The following is a 25,539-nucleotide window of genomic DNA, read 5'->3' on the forward strand; positions in this document are numbered from 1 at the left end:
TTAATACAATAAACAATATGGAGGGATTCAAATGGGATTGTTATCGGATTTCCAACTTTCTGTAATTGAAAAAAATCTATGGGTATACGGCATTCATGTTTATCAAAACGGAAAAATGCTGGATGAACATCGATTCCGAAGTAATGATAGAGAAAATCTCTACTCTGCATCAAAAACCTTTGCATCTGTGGGAATTGGCATAGCTGAAAACGAAGGTCGTTTACGATTGTCCGATTATGTCCTAGATTTTTTTCCAGAATACAAGGATATCGCCTATTCAGGTTCAGAAAAAATAACTATCCGACATTTGTTACGGATGAGCTCTGGACACATGTTTGAGGATTTTAGTCAATATAATTCTAAAGACAGAGCAGAGCTTTTCTTTATCTCCGAGATGAAAAAAGAAGCTGGTTCTAATTTCTATTATGAGGATTTATGTAGTTACATGCTTGGTCGGCTTGTAGAAAAAGTGAGCGGTAAAATAATGCTGGAATATTTAAAACCTCGCATTTTTGATATGTTGGAAATTGTAAATCCTCAATGGAACACCTGCCAACATGGACATACATCCTGCTCAGGCGGTTTGTATCTAACAACTGAAGAGTTTTCTCGCATTGGGATAACCTTACTACAAAATGGCGTATATAAGGATAAACAAATCGTTCCTGTTGATTATGTAAACCTAATGCATTCTGATTGGGTAGATACCACCTCCAAAAATGATGCTGAAACAAGAGGTGGCTATGGATATCAGGTTTGGAAGTGTACTCCCCCCAACACTTATCGAGCAGACGGCATGTATGGTCAATTGTGTGTGGTTTTAACTGATTATAACGCTGTTATTACTGTTACATCCCATAATGAAATCAACCATAAGGATATCCTGCGTGCAATGTGGAGTTATATTCTTCCAAAGTTATAAGATAAAATTACTAGCATTGGTTGGGTTTTATAACTTCTTTCATAGAGGAATAAATCATCATCTTATGCTGTGTCGTATGAGTAAATTATAGCGAATTAATCATTTAGGAGGAAATCTATGTACAATCATGAACCAATAGGCTACACTTGTCCTTTCTGCTTAATAGTCGAAGGGGTTGAAAATGAACATCTAAATACTAAACAAGATGATATAGTGTTTAGAGATGATTATATTACTGTTTTCATTGCATCTGGTTGGTGGGAGAATAATAAAGGTCATATAATAATAATTCCTAATAAACATATAGAAAATATTTATGATTTACCATCAGAATTATCTCATAGAATACATGATATGGAGAAGGAAGTTGCACTTGCATTAAAGGAAACATATAGATGTGACGGTGTATCTTCAAGACAGCACAATGAACCTTGTGGAGGTCAAGATGTATGGCATTATCATTTACATGTGTTTCCGAGATACAAAGATGATAATTTTTATAAAACAGATAGAGTAAATTCTAAATCAGAAGAGCGAATAGAATACGCACAAAAACTAAAGGAGTATTTTAGTAAGAAAAGAATAAATGCGACCTAATTGAATGAGTGATTATTGCAATGTAGGAATATATTCTTTTGAAGAACTTAATCCTGATGAAATTGATTCTGAATCGTCTACATTGAAATTAAGTATTTTTCTTATTAATGCTAAGAAAAATACTCATCTAAGTCAATTAGGCTTCATTCTTTATTTTTTCTAATAAGCCTTCCACAAAGTTTGGCTGTTTTAATATAGGTCTTCCAAGCGCTATAAAATCAACCTCACCCTTTTCAATCATATCCGCTGATATTTCAACATCTTCCAAATCACCAGCACCAATAACCGGAACTGTTACTCTTGACTTTACAGTTTTAATCATATCTCTTAGCATCGCTGGGCCTTTTAATACAAGTGGCGGAAGCATACCTGATGAGGTATCAAGAATATCTATTCCCGCTTCAACAAGTTTTTCTGCCACCTGACATCCTTCTTCAAGAGTTAGCCCTCCTGGAAGCAGATCATCCAATCCAAGACGAACTAGTAATAGGGAGTCCTCGCCTATAGCCTTTCTCACCTCTGTTGTTATCTCTAAAAGAAGACGACTTCTATTTTCCAGGCTTCCACCATATTCATCAGTTCTTAAATTAGTTATTGGAGACAAAAATTGAGTCAATAGGAATCCATGGCAATTGTGTATTTCTACACCATCAAACCCTGCCTTTTTAACTCTCAGCGCAGCCTTCACAAAATCCTCTTTTATTTTTTGAATTTCCTCAATATTCAAAGCCTTTGGTAATGTACGTTTGAAGGCAGGGTTTATTACAGCAGATGGAGCGACAGCTTCCATTCCTGTCAGTTCAACGTTAGCAGCACTTCCCGCATGATTTATCTGAACAATTCCAACTTGGTTATTCTTATGTATAATATCTGCAAGCTTTGCTAATCCTTCTATACATTCATCTCTATCAACATATATAAGCTTCTCTCTATATTGGCCGGCACGTGCTACAGCTGCCTGTTCAACAACTATAAGAGATGGACCCGTGCGTTGTTTGTAGATTGATAATAATTCCTCTGTAATCAATCCATCCTCTGTTGCCGTTGCTATGTCAAAAGGGGCACAAGCATATCTGTTTTCAAAAGTAAATCCTTTAACTATAAGATTTTTAAGTAGAATCGATCTATTACTCATTTTTCCACATCCTTCGCTAATCTTTTTCTTTCATATCATAAATGACAAAACAACATAGCTAGTACAACTATTTAATATATAATTTTAACGTGAGTCCAATGAAAAATCTTAGTCATATCAACACTTATATAACTATAGTCTATATAAAAAAGATGTACCACTTCAATCTGAAAATATAAATTTTACAATGAAGTGGTACATCCATAACATAAACTTTTAAAAAATATATGTACTAATATTGAATACTTAATAAACAAAGCGCGTCTGCACTTGCTTTATGACCTACATCCTTCAAATCCTTAGACTCAAAAGCTTTCTCAATTGTATTCATAGGTAATTGACCAAGTCCCACTTGAATTATTGTACCTACTATTACTCTTTCCATATTTAATAAAAATCCATTTGCTGTCATAGTAATAATAATTTCATTTGTAGTTTCCCTTACATCAAGAGAAAGTATTTTTTTAATTGATTTCTTTGTTTTCTTATTAGTAGTAAAAGCTAAGAAATCATGCTCACCTACAAGGTGCTTTGCAGCTTCTTTACTTTTAGCTACATTTATTGTTTGATTCATTAAGTTAACATATTGTCTTTCAAACAAAGGACGATTAGGAGCATCTTTCTTCCATAATCGATATTCGTAAGTTGCACTTTTCATTAAATATCTACTATGAAATCTTTCATCAACAGTTTCTACTGATAATATAATAATATCATCAGTTAAATATTTTTCGAAATACTCAAAAATTTCTTTTTCGCTTAACCTACTATCTGGTGCTATAAAATTAACAATTTGCCCTTTAGCGTGTACCCCAGCATCAGTATTAACCGCACCAATAACCTCTATCTCCTTTTCATAGAGTTTTGATAATATCAATTCTAACTTACCTTCAATACTCTTTTCCGCGTTATCTTTGGATTTATTATACCCTGTATATTTTCTACCGTCATAGGCTATCATCATCTTATAATTTTGCATTTGAATCCTCCTTTTTACTAAATACCAATCAATACATTTTATCATATACCAAGATAAGTTTATATATGTAAACTTTGTTTTTAGAAATTCTTTATGAGGTTTACTCTCTTTATAAAAAATATCTTGTAACAAAAGATGAAGTAACCAGTCTTATGGATACCATAATTGCTAAGGCTGTATTTGAAGTTAAAAGTGCTTCTCCAATTTGTTGTTGCTTATATTATAGGGTTCCTCTAAGGAAATTTAATCCATACTTGCTCAAAAATCCTGACATCTTAATATTTTTGTACATGTATATATTAACAATTGAAATTGGAACCCTAGAAATGATTGAACTTAGTTTAAAAAGGTGTTATGCTGTCAATATTAAACTTAGTAAAATGTATTTATTACATAAAAATCAAATGTAAAATTTCAATTACTAAAATATTATATTAAAGCGCCTATTTTTATAGGCTCTTTTTTAATTATAAAGCGAGGTATACTATGCTAAAAATCGATAATTTGTCCTACTCATTTCCAGAGAAGGATCTATATAAAAATATTTCATTTACATTAGAATATGGTCAACATTGTGCTTTTATAGGAACAAATGGCAGTGGAAAAAGTACGCTAATAGATATAATTATGGATCCAGAAAAATATATGTTCGATGGTACGTTAGATATGTATCCAAATTCTAGAATTGGGTATGTAAGCCAATTCTCTCAACTGGACAAGATAAAAGACACTACAGTTTTTGAATATGTAGGAGAAGAGTTTATTAAACTACAAAATGAAATAACATCTATTTGCACTGAAATGGAAACATCTTCGGATATTGATACTCTACTAGAAAAGTATCAACAAGCTTTAGACGCATTTACTGCAATTAATGGGGATAATTTCGAAGATATTATTAATAAAAATTTAAATCTTGCAAATTTAATCAATTATAAAGATTTAATGATATCTGAACTTAGTGGCGGGGAATTCAAGCTTATCCAAGTAATAAAGGCAATGCTAAATAGTCCAGACTTAATTATTATGGATGAACCAGATGTGTTTTTAGACTTCGGAAACCTTAATTCTCTTAAAAATCTAATTAATTCACACAAGGGAACAATGTTAGTTATTACACACAATAGATATCTATTGAATCATTGTTTCAACAAAATTATTCACCTTGAAAACATGGAGTTACAAGAGTTTGATGGAAGCTATATTGATTATAACTTCACATTACTTCAAACTAAAATTGAATTACAAGAACTAGCTGCTGCTGATACTGAAGAAATTGAGAGAAACGAGATATTAATAAATAAACTAAGAATTATTGCTACTGAGAACGCTGAAGCTTTTAGAGGTAGAACTCTAAATGCTAGAGTTAAAATTCAAGAAAGATTAGAAAAACGCAGAATTAAAGCACCTTTTGTAGATATTAAGGAAGTGGATATCGGTTTAGTTACAGGTAATAAAATCAAAGAAGACATTGCTTTAAAAGTTAATAATTATAGTGTTTCCTTTGATGATGTACTTCTAGAAAATGTTAACTTTGAGGTTAAAGCTACTGAAAAGGTAGCAATTATCGGTTCAAATGGTACAGGAAAAACCACTTTACTTCAAGAAATCTTTGAAAATAATCATGATTCTATTGAGCTAAATGAAAAGGCTAAAGTAGCTTATTTATCTCAGATCCAAAATAAGACGCTAAATGATTCTAATACCATCCTTCAAGAGTTCTTTGATGCTGGTTTTAAAACTTATGAAGATATTAAATCACATATTTTAGACTATGGTTTTGAAGAAGAAATGATTAATAGAAAGATAGGAACTTTATCTGGTGGCGAAAAAAATATGCTTCAATTGGCTAAACTTTCTGCTAGTGACGCAAATCTGTTGCTTCTTGATGAACCAACAAGTCATTTAGACACCTATTCACAAATAGCCTTAGAAAAAGCCATAAAAAACTATAATGGTTCGATTTTAATGATTTCTCATGATTTCTATACTATAGTAAACTGTATGGATTCTCTTTTAATCATTGAAGATAAGACTATTAGGAAAATGAATATGCGCAAATTTAAAAAAATGATTTATGCTAATCATTTCGGCAAAGACTATTTGGAAATTGAACAAAATAAAAAATCACTTGAAACAAAAATAGAATTAGCTTTAAAAGCTACTGATTTTACGCTTGCAAAAACTTTGTCAGAAGAGTTAGAAGAGCTAATTAAGTTACTCTAAATTTAGTTAGTGGCAATGTAATCAATATAAGGAAACATTGAATTTGTAAAATAAAAATTTATATTAGTTCAAATTAATATTCTAAATTTAAACATAAAAAACCACTATATTTTTATAGTGGTTTTTTTGTGTGCGATGTACATTGAACCACTGTATTACAAAAGATTCAATTTATTTTTAAGCATTTTCTTCAATATTGCCTCAGTTTTATCTAGATTTTCTTTTTGGATTTGCACTTCTTCTATCTTTTTTTGTAAAAGTTCAATCTTTGTATCAATAGAAATCAAATTCGAATTACTTTTTTGAATCTCTCTAATCTCTCCTAGGGAGAAACCTACTAAATGAACTGTCTTTATCATTATGAGGTAGTCTATTATATCTTCAGAATAATTACGATAGTTATTTGAGTCTCTACTAAAATACTTTTCAGGGATCAAATCTTGTTTTTCGTAAAATCTAATAGTAGAGATAGATAATCCTGTTCTTTTTGATACTTCATTTATTTTCATAAAAAACCTCGCTGAATTCCCTTGACTCTAAACCTTACTTCATAGTTTATAATACATTTTGATCAATTAATTAGTCAACATATAGATAAACTACTTCCTATTAGAATTGATCAAAATAAAGATTCGTAGAATCATCGAAATCTTTATTTTGAGTCCAATGACTGAAGTATTTTATCTATTCTAAAAGAAATGGAGAGGATTATAATGCAAAATACTAATAAAAAAACACGAGCAGTTGTATTAGGCGGTGGAGGTGTAACCGGCATAGCTTGGGAGATTGGAATAATTACGGCCTTGTTACAGGAAGGTATTGATTTATCAGAGGCAGATGTAATTATTGGCACCTCTGCAGGTTCATTTGTTGGAACTGCATTGGCAAGTGGTTATGATATGAGAAAGCTTTATGATTCTCAATTCATCCCAAATAAATCAGAAGTTAATGTATCAGTTGGCTCAGAAATTATGAAATTATGGACTGCAGCCTTTATATACGGAAAAGATGATAAAAAGAAGATTGGGAAGCTGTTTGGGGACATAGCTAAAAAATATCCTTCCAAAATCTCAAAAGAAGAGCGTCAGGCAGTTGTAGAATCAAGACTTACTACAACTATCTGGCCATCAAAATTAAAAGTCACTGCAGTAGATGCAGAAACAGGAGATCTACATGTATTTGATAAAGATTCAGATACTTCACTCATAGATGCAGTGAATGCAAGTGGTGCTGTGCCAGGCCTTTGGCCTTTTGTAGCTTTTAATGATAGGGATTGGATTGATGGAGGTATGGTTTCAAGTACAAATGCATTTTTATCTGGTTCTTATGACAAAGTGGTGATTTTATCCCCTATGCCACAAAAGTATGGCTTAGTTCCGAGCGTTAAAGAAGATGTTGAAGAGATGCGAAAAAGAGCTGCTGTATCTCTTATAATTCCTGACAACGATAGTATTTTAGCAATTGGCAAAAATCCTTATGCTCCAACTCATGCTGCTTCCTCTGCAAAGGCTGGATTTGAACAAGGGATAAGAGAAGTTGCAGGTGTTTATAAAACTTGGGAATAATTATTAAACATACACTATCCTTAACCTTCTTTAATATTGCTGGAGAAAAGGTACCCCTAAGAATAAAAGGTGTTAACTCTGATATAAAAAATAGTAAAACCGTACTGAAAAAAATCAGTACGGTTTTTTGTGCTTTTTTTACACCATATTTATTTCTATATTCAGAAGGAGTACAATTCATATATTTTTTAAATACTTTTCCAAAATAACTTATTCCATTAAAACCTGCCTCCAAAGCTATTAGTTCATCAATACGCTTAAAAATCCATCTAAGTTAAACACATTGTTAGTTTCAAATATCTCTGCTAGCTTTTCTATATTTTCCTCCAAATGTTCAACGTCTTTAGAATACATGTGCATTATGTCTACTGCATCTTCATCAGTAAGCTTTCCACTTTCTATCCACCTAAACAAAAATAATTCCTTAATCATTATATAACTAACCACCGCTGTTTTCACTTTTGCAGATACATCATAATCAAAAACTGCCTTCATAAAATATCTAAATACAAAGTAAACTAACAGATTTTCAAACTTGTATAATTTATCTTTATAATACTTATTAAATTGTTTATGTTTATCTAAATAGAGCTCTGCATCACTATTGCACTGCCAAAAATAACTTAATACCTTATGTAATCCTAATGGATCATTAGGGTTTATATGTTTTAATTCTTTGAAGACTTTAAAAAATTCATAGATGTTATTATATTTGATAGTCCCCTTATTTTTATACTTATCTAAACTATTAATAAATTCATTTTTAATGTCATTGTTTAAGTATTTTTCATTTACATTCTTTATTCCCAGTATATTATTTTCATCTATTACTGACTGAATTTCACTAGTAAATTTCAGAATTAGAGAAACTCTATCCTCTAGAACAATATCACGATTTTGAAGCATATCCAAAACGATTTTTCTACTTTGCAAAAGATTTATAAAAAGCATAGCGTTAATATCATTATATGAAGTTATTTCTTCTTGAATTTCACTTACTTCAAACTTTACCTTTTTATTATCTCTTAATATTATTCTTGCTGCTTCCGGGCAGGACAGTGATATCCCTATCTCACGTAATCCTCCAAACTCTTCAGTGTATCTTGGAAACTGTCTGCAAGTATAGCATAGACTATCAGCTCCAAGCTCAGTATATATATCACACATTTTGTTTTCATTTAGAAATGCACAGTCATTGCCTTTTAATACAAATATATTTTCTCCATCACGGTTCACTATCTTATTTCGTAGTCTTTTTCCAAACTCTCCATCTACCCTTTTATATTTACTATATGTTTCATCATCAATTACAATTTCCCACCCAGCACAGCATGTATCTTCACATTCTGAGGCTATACATTTGAATTTTTTTAAATAATCTGGTACTCGAATCTTCATTTTTTACCTCATCCTATTTATATTTTTTAAGTTATTCCTTTATTTTAATACCAATTGATTATATCATCAAGTAAACAAGTATTTGTAATAGGCACCTGTAGACTTTGAAACAAAGTTTTCACTTAAATATTGGTATATTTTTATTAGGTAAGAGGAACGGCAATCTATATGTTTTTAGTACAAACTCTATTTTAACTAGGTAGAATTATTGTTGAAATTATGAATACCATATATGCGAGTTAATGCAATTAAAATAAGATGCTCAGTTTGAGTATCTTATTTTTTACTACTAAAAGTTTTTTTCAGAAAGTACTGTGTTATGTTATCAGGATAGTTATCTAACTCTGCAAAAACTTCATATCCACACGACTGATAGAAATTCGGAGATTGATAACTAAAGGTGCTAGTATGAGCAAAAAACCATCATGAATTACCATGACGGTTTTAATATAGATAAGCAATAAGTTTGTAAGTGGAGTTATTTAATTGCTTAGTCAAATGTATTTCCTACTTTTCTAAATTTATCATATCTTCTTTCTAAAATGATGTCTATATTACACTCCATTAACTTTTTTAATTCTTCAACAATAATCAACTTTAATGTACTTGTCATCTGCTGTCTATTATTATGCGCACCGCCATCTGGTTCTTCAATTATTCGGTCAATAATGCCTATTTCTTTCAAATCATTTGCTGTCAACTTCATAACACTAGCTGCTTCGGCAGTTCTACTTGCATCCTTCCATAATATACTAGAAAAACCTTCTGGAGATAAAATTGAGTATATTGCATTTTCTAACATTAATACTTTATCTGCAATCCCTAAGGCTAATGCCCCTCCACTACCACCTTCTCCTATAAAGATGGATATTATGGGAACCTTTAATCTACTCATTTCTAACAAATTATTTGCAATAGCCATACCTTGTCCATTTTCTTCCGCTTCAACACCACAATATGCACCAGGAGTATCTACGAAACATAAGATTGGCATATTATGATTTTCCGCATACTTCATTAGTCTATAAGACTTTTTATAACCTTCTGGTTTCGGCATGCCAAAGTTTCTTTTTATATTTTCTTTAGTATTATTTCCTTTCGTTATACCTATAATTGTTGCAGATATGCCATCTATTTTACAAATACCAGCAATAACAGCGCTATCATCACCATAACATCTATCTCCATGTAATTCAACAAACTTATCACTAATATTATTTATATAATACTCTGAACTAGGTCTGTTTATATTACGAGAAAGTTTAACTTTCTCCCATGCATTATTTATTACATTATTTTCTTGGTTCATAGTATATCCCCTTGTTTATATCAAGTATATCAAACAAAAACTTTTTCATTTCTTTCCTATTAACTATTTTGTCTATTAATCCTTTTTTAAATAAAAACTCGGCTCTTTGTAAATCATTTGGTAGCTCTTCTTTTATAGTATTCTGTATTACTTTTTTACCTGCAAAACCTATCAACGCATTTGGTTCACTAATTATTATATCTCCTTGCATTGCAAAACTTGCACTAACTCCCCCTGTTGTTGGATCTGTTAGTACTGATATATATAATCCACCTTGTTCCTTAAATCTTGCTAACGTAAATGATATCTTTGCCATTTGCATTAGTGATAAGATTCCCTCTTGCATTCTTGCACCTCCAGAAGTACAAAACAATACCATAGGCAATTTTTCTTTACTAGAAAACTCCACTAATCTCGCAATTTTTTCTCCTACTACAGTTCCCATACTACCCATCATAAAATTACTATCCATTACTCCAATAGCTACCTTTATTCCATGTATATTGCCACAACCTATAATTACAGCCTCATTTATTGAATTTTTTTCTTTGTTCTCTTTTAACTTTTCATCATAACCCTCAAATTTAAAAATATTCTTAGTTTCAATCTCAGCATGCATCTCCTCAAAAGTACCATCATCTATAATCTGATCAATTCTATCTTTAGCACTCAATCTTAGATGATTACTACATTTAGGACAAACACTTTGATTTTCTTTCAATTCCTTTGTATATATAATATTTGAACACTTCTTACATTTTGTCCACATTCCTTTTTTAATCATAACTCTACTTAACGAATCCATTCATTCCCACCAACTTATTCGATAAAAATTCTGTATTATAACTTCCGTTTAAAAATTCTTTTTGTTCCAACAACCAAGTTTGAAATTCTATATTTGTAATAATTCCTTCAAGTTTAAGTTCACCAAGTGCTCTCCTCATCCTCTGAATGGATTCATTTCTGTCCCTACCATAAGCAATTATTTTTGCAATCATAGAATCATAATATGGAGATATAGTACAGTTACTATATGCACTACTATCAATTCTAATCCCTGCGCCTCCTGGAAATATAAGTGTATATATTTTTCCAGAACAAGGCTTAAAGCCATTGCTAGGATTTTCTGCATTTATTCTACATTCAATTGCATGTCCTCTTAAATTAATATCATCCTGGGTAAAAGAGAGCTTTCTACCACCTGCTACCATTATTTGTTCCTTAACTAGGTCAATGCTAGTAATTGATTCTGTAATTGGATGCTCTACTTGAATTCTTGTATTCATCTCCATAAAATAGTAATTATTCTTATTATCAAGCAAAAATTCAACAGTACCTGCATTAACATAACCAACTTCTTTTGCAACTTTAATGGCAACTTCTCCAATCTCTTTTCTCAGTTCATCTGATATATAATTACAAGGAGATTCTTCAATAACCTTTTGATTATTCCTCTGCATCGAACAATCTCTTTCTCCTAGATGTACTACATTTCCGTATTGATCCGCCATTATCTGAAATTCGATATGTTTTGGAGCTTTTATAATTTTTTCAATGTATATTTTTTCACTTTCAAAGCATGCCTTAGACTCTAACTTTGAAACGTAGTACTCCTTCTTAAGCTCATCATCATTATTAACTACTCTTATACCTTTCCCACCACCGCCAAAGGATGCTTTTAACATTACAGGATAACCTATATTATTCGCTATTTTTATTGCATCTTCTAAAGAGTCTATCTCTCCATCAGAACCTGGTATTATAGGAACATTTAAGCTTTTCATTATTTTTTTTGCTCTAGCTTTATCTCCCATCATTGATATAGTTTCACTATTAGGACCAATAAAGTTTATCCCGCATTCTTTACATATCCTCGCAAACTTAGGATCTTCTGATAAGAAACCTACCCCTGGATGTATGCTATCTGCTCCAGTTACATCACATGCACTTATTATATTTGGAATATTCAAATAACTATCTTTAGCTGGAGCCCCACCTATACAAATTGATTCATCTGCGAGAGTAGTACTAAGTGCATCTTTATCTTCTTCAGAATATGCTGCAACAGTTTTTATACCTAATTCCTTGCAGGCCCTTATGATCCTTACTGCAATTTCGCCTCTATTAGCTATTAATACCTTTTTTATACCATTTCCCTCCATAATTCCCCCATCACCACCTAACTGATCTTAATCTTTACAAGTACATCACCATATCCTACAACTTCATTTTCTTTTTTGCAGATTTCAAATACTTCTCCTTCATACTGACTTTCTATTTCATTCATAAGCTTCATAGCTTCTATTATTCCTATTACATCACCTTTTTTTATTTTTGCACCTACACTAAGAAAAGGCTCTTCTTCAGGATTTACCGAGTTATGAAACACTCCAACCATAGGAGCCTTAATTTCTTCTATCTTTGAGTTTTCATTAATACAATATGATTCTTTACAGCCTTTGTATTCACCATCTCTAAAAGAGGAAATGCTATCTACACTTATCTCCTGATTGTCTATCTTCTCCAGCTTAATAGAATCGCCTTTTATATTAAGCTCAACTTTAGAAAAACTAGATTTTTCTATAAAATTTAATAATTCCTTAATATCTCCAATATCCATTTTTATTCTCCCTAAAATATACAAAATTGTACCAATATCGATAAAAACATTTATTTAAAATTATTAACCTTATAATATTATGGATTGAGTCTATATAAGAACTATACATTATTAACATATTCTGTATGAATAATATTAACGTAATATGGACAACTCCTTAATATTATGACAATACTATAGCACTAATACTTAAAACTACGAATGTGACTAATTTAATATATTATTAGTAAGACTTTAGTATTTTGGTAAAAAAGAAAGGCTTTCAGTAAATGTATTCTTACTAAAACAAGATGATTTGTATCTAAATTATCTAACAATGATAATTATTTCTTTTAAAAGCTTATAAAAAATCTATAAGAAAATTTTAAATTCAAAAATACATATGTATCTTTTCATATTCATTTACTTCTTTTTCATAGTTCTCAATAAATGAATCATACATTTGCTTGACGCTGTACTTTATAGAAACCTGTTCAATCTTACGTATTGCATCATTTATTATGTCATCAAGCATATTAAATACTCGTTTATCACATAATAATTTGCTTGATAATATATTCAATTCATTTCTTGTTATTGTCGTTAATTCTTCTTCTATTTTATTAATCTCATTCCATTTTAGTTCTATTCCATTGTGCTTAGCTATTTTGCTTATATATCTTACAGAATCATACCAAAATGAATACGACTTCGTTATTTTATCAACAATCTTATAAAGTACTTCCACATCTGCATCAATAAATTTCCATTCAAAATCCCCTACTAGCAACCCCTTGCTATCTAAGTACTTTCTAACTGGCGTATCGTATAAAGCCATAAGCTTTCTATTTAATACATCCACTGGAATTTTGTATTCATTAACAAATTCAATATTTTGGCATATTTTTTTTACACTTGTAAATGGTGTAAAAGCAATATACCCAATTCTAATATGATATGGATCTTCACTATTATAAGAATAACCATATTTATACAAAATATCTAATGCATTTTTTATTTCTTCGCTTGAAACATTCTTTCCTAATACTCTCAATTCCTCTTCATTGATATTTTCCACACCAATGTATATATTTTGCATTCCTGCTTTTTGCAATTTATCAATTGTTTGTTCATCAATTGCATCAATTCTCATCTGTATTCCAAATGCTGGTTTAAAACTTAATTTATTAAAAACCCTTAAGATGTTATCAGCTTTTTCGTATCCTTCTTCTCCTTTTGGGATGAAACTATCATCCCAAAAACTGAAACGTGTTACACCATACTTACTATTTAACATCTCCATTTCTTTTGCTAGACTTTCAATGCTTCTTTTTCTATATCTATCTCCCTTACACAATTTTGCAACACTTATATTAGTACAAAAAGTACATCCTCCCAAACAACCTCTTCCACAAACTATACTTACTTCAAAATGTCTTACTTTATCACTGTTTAATTCTTTTATTCTCTCTTCCAACGTGTCTCTTGCCATGAATGGGATGGCATCTAAATTTTGGATTAGTTCCCGCTTCTTATATGTTCTACAACTTTTAGTGACAACTCCAGGTATAGCTTCAAATTTATATCCCCTATTTATTGCATATGCCACATCTACAATTGTTAGTTCCCCTTCACCTACCATTACTAAGTCTATATTATCCAAGTCCAAAAGATCATTATATCTTAATGATGCCCCTCCACCGCCACAGCCAATTATTGTATTAGGCAATTGCTTTCGGATTACATCACTCATTTCTTTTATCAATTTAAGCGATATATCAGTTGATGACAAAACTGATATCCCCACAAATTCATATTCTTCTTCACTACATTCTTTTGCTAACCCCTTATAGTCTTCGTCTCCATATATTTGAGGATCGTACACCCTAACATTAAAACCTCTGTCTCTCAAATAAGCTGCCAAGAACAATATTCCAACAGGCTCACAATAATCCTTCTTAACTATACTATTTACTAATAACAACTTCATTAGTTCACCCCTTTACTAATAAATCGCTTATCCTTTATATATTTAATTTTACGCAACGTTTATAATAAAAAGCTTTTATCGTATTCATTCGTTTTCAAATCAAACGGAAGTCCATGGCCTGGTATTATAACATTTGTCTTCTCTGAAGCTATAGTGATATTGCGAACAATATCTTTATAATCACCTTTAGGTAAATCACCTTGACCAATAACGCGATCAAACCATCGCTTGTTTGTAACAGCATCTCCGCATATAACAATTGATCTACATCCATAATTTATTCTGACACCTCTCGGATCATCAGAATGTCCATAGAACTGGATAAACTCCAATGTATCAAATAATTTTTCAACATCATCAATGAAAACTATATTATCATACTGCTTTTGAGATAATGGGGCTATGCTTTGATATATTTTCTTTTTCTGGCTATCCATAAATCCGCTGTTATAAAATTTTTTCCAATTAGAATCATTAAATACTTCATCCATTGCATCAGTTTCTGTATATTTTTTCTTCATCAAAACAACATTTTCATATGCTTTAAGCTCAGCTTTTGTTGTATAAATCTTAGCATTCTCAAACATGCTCAAATTTGAAAAATGATCTATATGCATATGTGTCAATATAACAGCATCAATGTCACATGGATTTAGATCTAACTTATTTAAATTCTCCAAAAGTTGTCCCCTATGTTCAAATGAACCAGTGTCCACAAGAATGTTATGATTCAAAGTCTTAATATAAGTACATGTACCAGAAAATTCAGGAAACCCCACTCCCTTTAGGATTATTTTCACATTAGTAATAGTATTCAGCATCCAATAAACCACGTTCCTTCCAATATTTGTAGATGACTTTTGTATATCTTTTATTATTAATCCAGCGCTGTTTTACCTTCTCAAACATAGCCTTATCACTCTCCGAAGGTTCTATAGTTATTTCTTTATCAACTACCTTCTTTAATGTGGAAAGAATTGTACTTAGATCGACTTCAAAATCATCCATATTATCAATTAATAAATTACCGAAAGCATCTCCTAGTACGCTAGCACTCAGATTCCCAATATACTGTGACCCTAACATTTTAAATGCTTTAGACATGAACAGTTTTGCAAGTTCATCAGATAGGTTATAGGTTGTTACAGAAATGCATGGTTTTGCAATGAATTTAGGAATATGAAAATATTCTGCCAATCTATCAAAAAAACTTTTCGTCTTACCTGGAATTCCCATGCAATAGACTGGTACTCCAAATACTATCACATCTGCATCAAGCATCTTATTTACTATAAACTCTACACTATCATCAGGCATATCCTGCAATGGACATTTCCCTCCTGGAACGCAACATATTGCGCAGCTATTACAAGGCACTATATTATAATCATTCAATAATAAAGTTTCGATATCACAATTAGGAAAAACCCCTCTAAGCCGGTTCTCTATGTGGTTAAATACGAAACCCGTATTGCTCTTACCTCTCTTAAAGCCTATTTTTTCTTTAGATGCTTGTGTACCATTAATCATTAAAATCCTTATCTTGTCCATTTATTTCTCCTATCTATTCCTTAACTAATAAACAAGTAACCACTTGCAAAGTTTTTAATTACGATACGTTCAAGTTCATCAATTGCCAATTTTTCAGTTATACTAGTTTCCTCCAAAAGCCTCTGCCCATAATTGTCTTCTTTAAAAATACCTGTTTTTATATCATCACTACTTTTTTTAAGAAGCTTTGCTATTTCTGACCAATTACTAGCTAAATTGAAATATATATCACTCATATGAGTTAAGTCATTTATACCAAGTAGATTACCAGCTTCTTTAAGAAATCTTGCATATATCTTTCTAAAATTTCCTCCGCCTGTTCCAACAGTTTCTAACATCATATATGCTATATATGCATTTTTTCTTACTTGCTCTTCATTTTTCTCAATAGGCCAATATGTTACCTGACGCAAGAATTTTTCCATTCCACTGAGCCCTGTCTGAGTAGTTACTGGATGCTTCATTGTATGTATGTTGTATCCAATTCCACGAAAAATAGCATCCTCTACTTCTAATTTCTTTTGTGGGAAATAAAAACTTATCCACATATTTGCTGATGGAAATTCACCGATATCAGAATTACGTGCCTTAGCAAGCTCCTCATAACTTACAATCTGTATATTTTGCCAAGCATAATCAACGAGAGCAACTTTATGAGCATCATCATCATAACCTACGAGGCATGCCTTGTGACCACCATAACGTACATAATCAAAAAGAGAAAAACGTGATTTCATATAAGGAAGAAGTGCTGCATCAACATCTAAGATTACAGGTCGGTCCGAATCAATTAATTTTTTCACCTCGTTCCACGCCACATCATTATCGTATGATATATTGATGTCAGTAAAAAAGCCTAGGTGCTGGCCTATTTTTTCCTCAATATCATGCCCTCTCCCAAGTATCATATAGTAGGATGGTGACCAGCATTTTCTATATAAAAAACCAAGTCCTGAACCGATTCCAAAACACATTTCTTCACTTAGATTAATATTATATTTCCTTAGTACATCGCTCATCAAAGTGGAGCTGCAATGCGAACCAATATAATGATCTATATTGGAGACATATTTCATCATTAAAATCACCCTTCCTTATTTCCATGAAACCAGTATTAGTAAATACTCTTCACATTAACTAACTGTCAATTTGCTTTTGCTAAGCTTTTCATATACCTCATCAGTAGTACATTTTAATAGTGTGCATGCCTCCACTTCTAGCTTAACTATCCGTTCCAAAGCCTGTACAATATCATTTACTTCATCTTTTACTAAAGTACTATTTCTTATCAAGTTAAGTACTTCACTCCACTCTTCAGCAAGTTTTTCATAAAGACGTGCCGGCTCTAAAAGTACTGGATAATACTCGCTAGCTTCATAAAGAAATTGAGCATACGTCTTTCTATATAGTCCTGTTCTTCCATATTGTATTTCACTAGTATAATAGATCTTTTCAATGGCATCCTTTAGTTTTTTATCTATATGCTGACACATACATTCTTTTATATCTAAATAAAGTTGCTTCATTCCATCTATCCCAATAATATAATCATCATTAAAAATAACAGGCGACTCTAGATTGCTAATATCATCTTTTATTGATTCAAGTAAAGCAAATTTAGGTGGGTTAAGTTGTTTATGCTTAGGAATCAATATATCTATCCATTCATACTCAGCATTTATATACGCCTCTCTATGAGAATGCATTTTCATAAATTCATTGTAAGGAATTATTATTGTTCCATTAAGATTTACATCAAGACAAATGATATCGCGAGTTTCTTCGTCAATTCCTGCAATAATTATGGAATACCCATTTAAATAGTAACCGTGATGAATATTAAATATACGTTCAGCATATTTGCAATCTTCAATAGTTGTTTGATAACTCTGCCTAAGGAAACCGTGATACAACGTTAAATTTACCTCAGCAATAATTGGAATACCTTGCGATAGCATACCAACATAACTTTCATACGCCTTTTTATCAGAATTACCTCTATAAACATCAAGCCATACGCGTAAATGTTTTGCAAGGCGCCGTCTATCCTTTGAGAAACTGCCAGCGAAATATGTTCCTTCGACTATAAAATCCGGTGAAAGTTGATACTTTTCACCTCTCATATACTCAAATGACATTCCCATACCTATCCCGAAAGCCATGTGTGGAGATATGTTATAACCATAATAATTACATATTTCCGCATATAGCCGTGCTATATGCGGAACATCAAACGATGTTGGTTCATGATTTCTTATAATTTTTTTTAACAACATTGCGATTACACCAAAATTTCCTTACTAAAGTTCTTTACTCTATCATTCTTATCTGAAGTACATTTAGGTGGTAGAGGAATGCCAAGAATTTTATAAGCAACACTTCTACCTGAGTTTATAACTGAGCCTGCTGATAGACCAAATTCAGTCCAATGACCAACCATATATAAAGAATCAATATCAGTACATGCTGGCATTCCTAGCTTGTCCATCTGATGCTTAGTTTCTGATGTAGGAGGTAACTTTATAAATCCAATTGTAGCTCCATGATGGTTGAGTGTAGCATCCTGAAAACTCTGAGGCGTCCATACTTCTTTAACTACAATATGTTCAGATAATTCAGGTAATACACGTTCTGCCATGGCAATCATCTCATTAGCAACTTCCTCTTTTTTAGCATAATATTTTTCACCTTTATCTTTTACTTGACGGAATCCATCGAAATAATCCTTTTCGCACTCTGTCTCATTAAGCATCGTATAAGGAACAAGCATGGAAATAATAGCTGTTGAACACCCTGGAGGCGCAACAGTCGGATCGTTAACTGATGGAAATACCATCCATAGCCAAAAATCCTCTGGTAAAATATTATTATTAATATCCTTATGCACACGTGGAATATCTTTTGAAGGGAAGTATATTGTAAGATCATGCTCCATGCCATATTTCTCATGTAAATCAATATCAAGACCAAGATTAACTATGTAATAAGAGAGAGAATATCCACTCTTGTCCCATAATTTAAACTCATCAAGCATTGTTTTAGGTACGTTCTCTATCCCAATCATTTTTTCTATTGTCAATTTAGCATCAGCGTTGGAAATGACTGCAGTATTTGCTTTTATTTCGGTTCCATCATCAAGAACAACTCCAGTGGCTTTATTATTCTCAACTCCAATTTTTGTAACCAGTGAAGAATTATATAGTTCTCCACCATTTATCTTAATTATACGAACAAACTCATCAACTAAATTACGGCTTCCACCTTTTATTGCATGTCCTTGATTAATTTGCTTTATATGAAACAGATGATAAGCTGAGTAATTCCACGCATAGTCATAGAGATATGCGTCATGTGTTCCTAAAATATATGCCTTCACGTCAGAAGAAGTAAAATAGTGATCCATTACATCTTCAAGCGAATTAAGCCAAAGATATGGATACTTTCTGACTGCATTTAGAATTTCTTCTTTACTTGCGTCTGTTTTAGAACTTATTTCTAGCAAAGCTGTCATACTTTTTACAAGGTCTCCAAAATATTTTTCAATTGCCTCTTTCTCCTCTGGAAACTTCTCCTGTAGAGTTTTTGTCATGTAAGGAAATGTAGTTGCCCAATAATCACCATCTTCAAAGATAATATGATCTCCACGTCTTGCAGGAACAACACCTAAACTAGTATTGCCACCTAATTCTTTAAGACAAGAACGAACGAATTTCCAACTAAATACAGAATGTATTGCGCAGTCAAATGCAAACCCATCCTTCACAAAAGTCTGACCGTAACCACCAAAATTCTTTGCCTGTTCCAAAACACAAACAGATTTTCCATGTGTTGCAAGATATGCTGCCGCAGACAATCCTCCAAGACCAGAACCGACTATAACGCAATCATAGCTTTTTTTATACATATTTATCCCTCGCATTTTCTCTTTATTTATTTAAAAATTTTTTGATAGAAAACTATAACATGCTAAAATGCCACATGTTATAATTTTCAATTACATTTCTTTTCCTATCAGTTAATAATTATTCTCTTGCTTTCATAACTGTAACATAGTCGATTGTTTTCACTTTTTTTCTAAACCTTAGTAAACTAATAAAATAGCAGACTATATACATCCCGCATATCAACAAGTAACAATACCAATTATAACGGACATTGATATAAGTGCTCATCGACATGATGAGCTTAGGCCATAATGCTCTGAAAATAAAATATGATAATGGAATACCAATAAACACCCCTGTAGCAAGCGCTGCTTTTATTGTAAATGTATATACAGAGGATATTTCACTTGGATTATAACCAACACATCCAACAAGTGATACCGAAAATGAACTCTGATCAAACTGTATTTTTATAAGTATTAGAATGAGTACTATGCAAATACAAACTGAAATAGCCATGATCAATATACACAATGGAATCAGCCTATTCATAACACTCTCAACATCTGAAATCAAGCTATCCTTTGTTACTTCCTTATAAATATAATTTTTCCCAATATCCAATTTGTCTTTACTTAAAATCATATTATAGTAATCTGAGCTCTTTCCAAGTAATTCGTTCATTTTTTCACGATTCATGAATAAATAAAGCCCATTTTTGCTTTCTACAACCGCTTTAACTTTAGTACTATAATTTTTTTTGCTATTAGAATCCATAAGCGTAATATCATCTCCTACGTTAATGCCAAATTTTTGACTAACGTTCGTAGAGACATATACACCAGTTTCATTATCAGCTATTGAGAAATTATAAAACTTACAATCAGAATCTATACCAGATAAAATTATTTTATCGGAATTATCATCTTTTAAAACAAGTGTCATCTCAGTATTATTTATTTTTTCAGCATCCTCAAAGCTTCGAAGACCATCTGTGAAATTAAGATAATAACTATAATTGTACTTTATTTCACTACCAATATCGTTCGTATAGTTTTTCATAGAGCTCCATATACCTAAACTAAACATCATAAGAAAAACTGTCAGTATAACACCTAAGGTTAACACAAAGAAATTATTTATATTGTTAAGCATTTCTTTTATTTTAAAACGCTTTAAAAAATTAAATCTCTTGATTCTAATATAAGAAAGGTGTGATTTTTTCTTTATGTCTTTACGCAAAAGTTTTAGCGGCTCAATTGACAATTTACTTAGCAATAATCTAATATTAATTATCAATACAAATACTATCGGAAATACAATACCAAGCATCAGTTGATAAGGTTGAAGCACTCTTCTAATAACAGGAAAATTATACGATTGTATTGCTGATTTTACGAATACATCACCAAATAAGAATCCACACAAAGTTCCAACAATGCTACCAAATGTAACTATTATTGCTGGAAGGGAGATATAATGTCTGCATAACTCTCTGCGGGAATACCCTAAAGAAAAGAGGGTACCAATTACAACACATTCAGACTCAATTACTGATGCGATATAGTTACATATTAAAAAAGCAACTAATATCACTAAAACTGCAGCCATGATAATAGATACATTTTTTATCATTTTTATATCAGACTCGTAACCAGTAATTCTGACGTTATCTAACTTATCTACCATAGAAATAATATTATAATCTTTCTTAATAATGTTACTCAAGGAGTCCTTATTATGACCGTTTAGACGATAAGAATAATGGTATTTAACTTTTGCCGAATCAAAATAATCATTTGCATCAGATATATACATATAACCAAGCCCAAATGTACTATAATCCGCTATAACATCCGACGGCTCCCTTATTGCATTTACATAATCCGGGGTAGTAGCATATCCTACTATCAAATAGTCTTTATCTTTTACTTTTATCTTTTCTCCAATATTATAATTATTATTTTCTGCAAAACCTCTACTAAGAACAATTTCACCACTTTTTAAGGCATCTCTTCCTTGAATTAATTTTAGTAAATTAATTTCACTCCTATTTCTAAAAATTCTTAGTACTTTTCCATTATCATTTTTTTCATCTTGATATGACTCATCCTCAATATTTATACCACTTACAGAAATTTCATCTAACGTTTTATTTGATAATGGCTTAGTGGATTCAAAATAACCATCCTCAACATTACTTTGCACAAATAAGTTAGAAACAGTGGATATTACTGAGTCTATTGAACTTGATATTCCCACCATCACCATACTACTAATCAATATGAAAATGAAAATTCCAAAATGGCGTATAAAGTTTTTCCGCAAATCACGAATATTTCTTTTATTAATTAACATCTCTTTATCCTTCCACTTACCAATCGATATTATCAGCACTTTCAACACTTGTATTATAGATTAACTGATCTATCTTTCCATCTTTAAGTTTCAAGACCACATTTGACATATGACTTATTGCAGTATTATGCGTTACTATTACGATAGTAGTACCGTATTTCTTATTTAATCTCTCAATTAAACGTAGAACTTCTTTTGAGTTTTTGTAATCAAGTGCACCAGTTGGTTCATCACATAGCAAAAGCTTAGGATTTTTTACTAATGCACGTGCAATAGCCACACGTTGTTGTTGTCCTCCTGACATCTCATTTGGAAATTTTGATGCATGATTGCTCAATTCAAGTGTTTCTAATAATTCATCTATTTCAATTGCATCTTTGGATAGATACTGACAAACTTCAATATTTTCTTTAGCAGTGAGATTGGGTATAAGATTATAGAATTGAAAAATGAAACCTAAATTATTTCTTCTGTATAGTCCAAGCTGTGTTTTATTCATTGCAGTAAGTTCTTCATCATCAAAAACAATTCTACCTGAATCTGCGTAATCCAAACCGCCAATAATATTGAGTAAAGTTGACTTTCCTGAACCTGATGGTCCTATAATCGTACAAATCTGTCCCTTTTCAATTTCAAAACTAATATTATCTAACACCTTATTATTAGATTCTTTAGTTCCATAGCTTTTTGAAAGATTATTAATAACAAGTTGCATATTTCCTCCGCTAGCAGGCCTATATCTTTTAATACTCCTGCGAATTTCTTTCATTGAAAAACTAATTTTAATCTTATGTATAAAGCATTCTCCTCTGGATTTTACCAGAAGAGAATTTTATACATTTCATAAATTAATGATTTAATATAGAATAATGCTAATCAAATATATTAAATTTAATATTTTTAATATAAAAGCAAAACTATTGCTCTATTTTACTTGTTATATAATCGGTAAGTGTTTTTAGATTTTGAAGAACATGCATATCTTCATCATCAATCTTTATATCAAATTCTTTGCCTACAGCAACAATAATTTCCAGTGCATCGATGGAATCAAGCCCAAGATTTTTAATAATTACACCATCTTCCTGTTCTTCCATATCATCTGAAGCAAAAATTGCAGCTTCATCATCAACATTTTCAGGTTCAATCCTAAGATTAAGCCTTTCAATTATACTCTTCTTTACTCTGTAACTAATTGTTTCATTCATCTTTTATTCCTCCACTTTTATATAAATTTATTTTAGAAATCTAATAATTATTTAATTATATGTATGTTTTTGAATACATATATAATAATTTAAAGCTATTACTTCACCTACTTATTGATAAAAATAAAATTATTGTTCTAACTTACCTGTTACATAATCAGTAAGTGTTTTTAGATTTTGAAGAACATGCATATCTTCATCATCAATTTTTATATCAAATTCTTTACCTACGGCAACAATAATTTCAAGCGCATCAATGGAATCAAGACCAAGATTTTTAATAATTCCACCGTCCTCCTGTTCTTCCATGTCATCTGAAGCAAAAATTGCAGCTTCATCATCAACATTTTCAGGCTCAATTCTAAGATTAAGCCTTTCAATAATACATTTCTTTACTCTGTAACTAATCATTTCACTCATTTTATACTCCTCCCTTTTATTTAATTGTATTTCAAACATCCAGAAATCATTGCATTAATATATATTCTGAATGTAGGATCCTTATAAATTCTAATTACATATTTTCATAATACTATTTACTAAATCTGTAATTTTTGATTTTGGTATAACAGCAGCATCATAAACCACACATAAATTAATCCTGTCATGGAATCCTATAACTCCAAGTGTTAATATATTAGATAAATCTCGAGGCGGTATATACAATATATCTCTTAGTTCATTCTTTCCTATTAATTTATTGATAGAAGTTTGTCCTACATTAGATATTTCAATATTTGAAGAACTGTGCGATACATTAAATAACTCAGCCATTTGCTTAGCTATAAGACTGTCGAAATCTCCAAATGTTGAAAAAGATATTGCATCCTGAAGACTTCCATCTATTGCCATCATCATATTAAGAGACATATATTTTTCTTTATTATCATTGAGTTTTTGTGTCATTTTTTCATGAAACCATTCTATTTCTTCCCAAAAATCCAGCATTTCTTTATAAGTATATTTCAAACTAATATTAGAGCAATAATTTCCTACGCATCGTTGAGGTATAAAATTAAATTCTTTCTTAACACTTACTGGGATATTAACCTGCATATCTTTAGAAAAAAAGTCAGACAATGTTTCATATATAGATCTTAAAACCCAAATAGCTAATGCTGATGTTATAGTAACCTTATGTTCCTTGCATTTTGAATGTAACACATTTGTTTCATCTTTTTTTAAACATAAGCTTTCAAAACAGATATCATGAGATTCATAAAATTTAGAATATACTTTATCAAATTCTTTATCACTAAATAAACGTTTTTCTTTTTTCCATTTTGTATTTAAATAATCAACATAAAACTGTTGTCTCGTTGATAATTTTGCCTCTTCAGGAAACTGATCAGATAAAGGCAGTAAAACCGGCTCATCTATTGCTTCAACTGATTTTCCTCCATAAAGTTCCAGTAGATCATTTAACAAAATCATTATGGACCTTGCATCACCCATAATATGATGGGCAACCATAACAACTGAAAAGTAATCCTCATAATACTGCACAAAAATTCTCAATAAACACTCATTTTTTAATGAAAAACTACGCTTACTCTCTACTTTAATCAATACCCTAGTGTCTTCTGAGTATAATCTTAATGTGGGATAATGTTTACCATACGTATAATAAATATTTCCATCATCTTCTTGAACTACATTTATATTTAATATAGGATGAATTTGAGGAAGGCGCTTGACAGCTGATAACATTGCTGTATGATTATATTTCCCTAACAATTCAGCAGAGAATGTCATATTTGTGGCCACCGAGCGATAATGTATTCTTTCTGCCAACAAAGGACTCTTTTTTTCCATGTA

The 25,539-nt window shown here is 31.2% G+C and carries 23 protein-coding genes and 1 pseudogene; 4 read left to right on the plus strand and 20 right to left on the minus strand.

Annotated features, from left to right (window positions below; genetic code table 11):
* Positions 1-31: 31 nt before the first annotated feature.
* Both J3477_RS06750 and J3477_RS06755 read left to right on the plus strand, forming a co-directional pair.
* Positions 32-922 carry a serine hydrolase domain-containing protein gene (locus J3477_RS06750; protein ID WP_206868909.1) on the plus strand — a complete coding sequence of 297 codons (891 nt, stop codon included), beginning with the start codon at positions 32-34 and terminating at the stop codon, positions 920-922.
* Positions 923-1,039: 117 nt separating this feature from the next.
* Positions 1,040-1,519 (plus strand): HIT family protein, encoded by a 480-nt coding sequence (locus tag J3477_RS06755; protein ID WP_206868910.1) that lies wholly within the window; start codon positions 1,040-1,042, stop codon positions 1,517-1,519.
* Positions 1,520-1,655: 136 nt separating this feature from the next.
* On the opposite strand, the gene J3477_RS06760 is transcribed toward J3477_RS06755, so the two are convergent.
* A complete protein-coding gene (locus J3477_RS06760; protein ID WP_206868912.1) occupies positions 1,656-2,654 on the minus strand; it encodes an oxidoreductase in 999 nt (332 codons plus the stop codon).
* A gap of 232 nt (positions 2,655-2,886) precedes the next feature.
* Entirely contained in the window at positions 2,887-3,633 is a 747-nt protein-coding gene (gene truA / locus J3477_RS06765; protein WP_206868913.1) for a tRNA pseudouridine(38-40) synthase TruA, read from the minus strand.
* A gap of 486 nt (positions 3,634-4,119) precedes the next feature.
* Here truA and J3477_RS06770 point away from each other — a divergent pair, with 486 nt between their 5' ends.
* A complete protein-coding gene (locus J3477_RS06770) occupies positions 4,120-5,859 on the plus strand; it encodes an ABC-F family ATP-binding cassette domain-containing protein (RefSeq protein WP_206868914.1) in 1,740 nt (579 codons plus the stop codon).
* A gap of 155 nt (positions 5,860-6,014) precedes the next feature.
* Here the strand turns inward: J3477_RS06770 and J3477_RS06775 are convergent, their stop codons facing one another.
* Positions 6,015-6,368 carry a MerR family transcriptional regulator gene (locus J3477_RS06775; RefSeq protein ID WP_206868915.1) on the minus strand — a complete coding sequence of 118 codons (354 nt, stop codon included), beginning with the start codon at positions 6,366-6,368 and terminating at the stop codon, positions 6,015-6,017.
* A 204-nt stretch (positions 6,369-6,572) separates the two neighbouring features.
* On the opposite strand from J3477_RS06775, the gene J3477_RS06780 reads away from it, so the two are divergent.
* On the plus strand, positions 6,573-7,424 hold the full coding sequence (locus tag J3477_RS06780) for a patatin-like phospholipase family protein (protein ID WP_206868916.1): 852 nt from the start codon (positions 6,573-6,575) through the stop codon (positions 7,422-7,424).
* 163 nt (positions 7,425-7,587) lie between these two features.
* Here the strand turns inward: J3477_RS06780 and J3477_RS26380 are convergent.
* The 17 genes and pseudogenes from J3477_RS26380 to J3477_RS06865 form a co-directional block, all read right to left on the minus strand.
* Positions 7,588-7,659: pseudogene (locus J3477_RS26380) on the minus strand (AraC family transcriptional regulator); the annotation flags it as partial.
* A gap of 5 nt (positions 7,660-7,664) precedes the next feature.
* A complete protein-coding gene (fliB, locus tag J3477_RS06790) occupies positions 7,665-8,822 on the minus strand; it encodes a flagellin lysine-N-methylase (RefSeq protein ID WP_206868917.1) in 1,158 nt (385 codons plus the stop codon).
* A 490-nt stretch (positions 8,823-9,312) separates the two neighbouring features.
* On the minus strand, positions 9,313-10,131 hold the full coding sequence (locus J3477_RS06795; RefSeq protein WP_206868918.1) for an acetyl-CoA carboxylase carboxyltransferase subunit alpha: 819 nt from the start codon (positions 10,129-10,131) through the stop codon (positions 9,313-9,315).
* Positions 10,115-10,936, minus strand: a complete 822-nt coding sequence (gene accD, locus J3477_RS06800) for an acetyl-CoA carboxylase, carboxyltransferase subunit beta (protein ID WP_206868920.1) — start codon at positions 10,934-10,936, stop codon at positions 10,115-10,117. Before accD ends, J3477_RS06795 begins: the two co-directional genes overlap by 17 nt.
* A complete protein-coding gene (locus J3477_RS06805; protein WP_206868921.1) occupies positions 10,920-12,293 on the minus strand; it encodes an acetyl-CoA carboxylase biotin carboxylase subunit in 1,374 nt (457 codons plus the stop codon). Before J3477_RS06805 ends, accD begins: the two co-directional genes overlap by 17 nt.
* Positions 12,294-12,310: 17 nt before the next feature.
* The gene (locus J3477_RS06810; protein ID WP_206868922.1) at positions 12,311-12,751 is read right to left on the minus strand and encodes an acetyl-CoA carboxylase biotin carboxyl carrier protein; all 441 of its coding nucleotides are present in this window, start codon (positions 12,749-12,751) and stop codon (positions 12,311-12,313) included.
* A gap of 370 nt (positions 12,752-13,121) precedes the next feature.
* Positions 13,122-14,720 (minus strand): B12-binding domain-containing radical SAM protein, encoded by a 1,599-nt coding sequence (locus J3477_RS06815; protein ID WP_206868923.1) that lies wholly within the window; start codon positions 14,718-14,720, stop codon positions 13,122-13,124.
* Between the two features lie 59 nt (positions 14,721-14,779).
* Positions 14,780-15,541: an MBL fold metallo-hydrolase gene (locus tag J3477_RS06820; protein WP_206868924.1), complete on the minus strand. Its 762-nt coding sequence runs from the start codon at positions 15,539-15,541 to the stop codon at positions 14,780-14,782.
* Positions 15,522-16,271 carry a flavodoxin family protein gene (locus J3477_RS06825; protein ID WP_206868925.1) on the minus strand — a complete coding sequence of 250 codons (750 nt, stop codon included), beginning with the start codon at positions 16,269-16,271 and terminating at the stop codon, positions 15,522-15,524. Before J3477_RS06825 ends, J3477_RS06820 begins: the two co-directional genes overlap by 20 nt.
* Positions 16,272-16,291: 20 nt before the next feature.
* A complete protein-coding gene (locus J3477_RS06830) occupies positions 16,292-17,350 on the minus strand; it encodes a BtrH N-terminal domain-containing protein (protein ID WP_206868926.1) in 1,059 nt (352 codons plus the stop codon).
* A gap of 54 nt (positions 17,351-17,404) precedes the next feature.
* Entirely contained in the window at positions 17,405-18,547 is a 1,143-nt protein-coding gene (locus J3477_RS06835) for a DUF4872 domain-containing protein (RefSeq protein WP_206868928.1), read from the minus strand.
* Positions 18,548-18,552: 5 nt separating this feature from the next.
* Positions 18,553-20,175, minus strand: coding sequence for a phytoene desaturase family protein (locus tag J3477_RS06840; RefSeq protein ID WP_206868930.1), 1,623 nt, complete (start codon positions 20,173-20,175; stop codon positions 18,553-18,555).
* Between the two features lie 118 nt (positions 20,176-20,293).
* Positions 20,294-22,513, minus strand: a complete 2,220-nt coding sequence (locus tag J3477_RS06845; RefSeq protein WP_206868932.1) for an ABC transporter permease — start codon at positions 22,511-22,513, stop codon at positions 20,294-20,296.
* A 16-nt stretch (positions 22,514-22,529) separates the two neighbouring features.
* Positions 22,530-23,228, minus strand: a complete 699-nt coding sequence (locus J3477_RS06850; protein ID WP_206868933.1) for an ABC transporter ATP-binding protein — start codon at positions 23,226-23,228, stop codon at positions 22,530-22,532.
* A 202-nt stretch (positions 23,229-23,430) separates the two neighbouring features.
* Positions 23,431-23,721, minus strand: a complete 291-nt coding sequence (locus tag J3477_RS06855) for an acyl carrier protein (RefSeq protein WP_206868934.1) — start codon at positions 23,719-23,721, stop codon at positions 23,431-23,433.
* Positions 23,722-23,850: 129 nt separating this feature from the next.
* A complete protein-coding gene (locus tag J3477_RS06860) occupies positions 23,851-24,141 on the minus strand; it encodes an acyl carrier protein (protein ID WP_206868935.1) in 291 nt (96 codons plus the stop codon).
* A gap of 90 nt (positions 24,142-24,231) precedes the next feature.
* Positions 24,232-25,536 carry a condensation domain-containing protein gene (locus J3477_RS06865; protein WP_206868937.1) on the minus strand — a complete coding sequence of 435 codons (1,305 nt, stop codon included), beginning with the start codon at positions 25,534-25,536 and terminating at the stop codon, positions 24,232-24,234.
* Between the last annotated feature and the right edge of the window lie 3 nt (positions 25,537-25,539).

This window comes from Clostridium zeae (genome assembly GCF_017312485.1).
Lineage (GTDB): Bacteria > Bacillota > Clostridia > Clostridiales > Clostridiaceae > Clostridium_AR > Clostridium_AR zeae.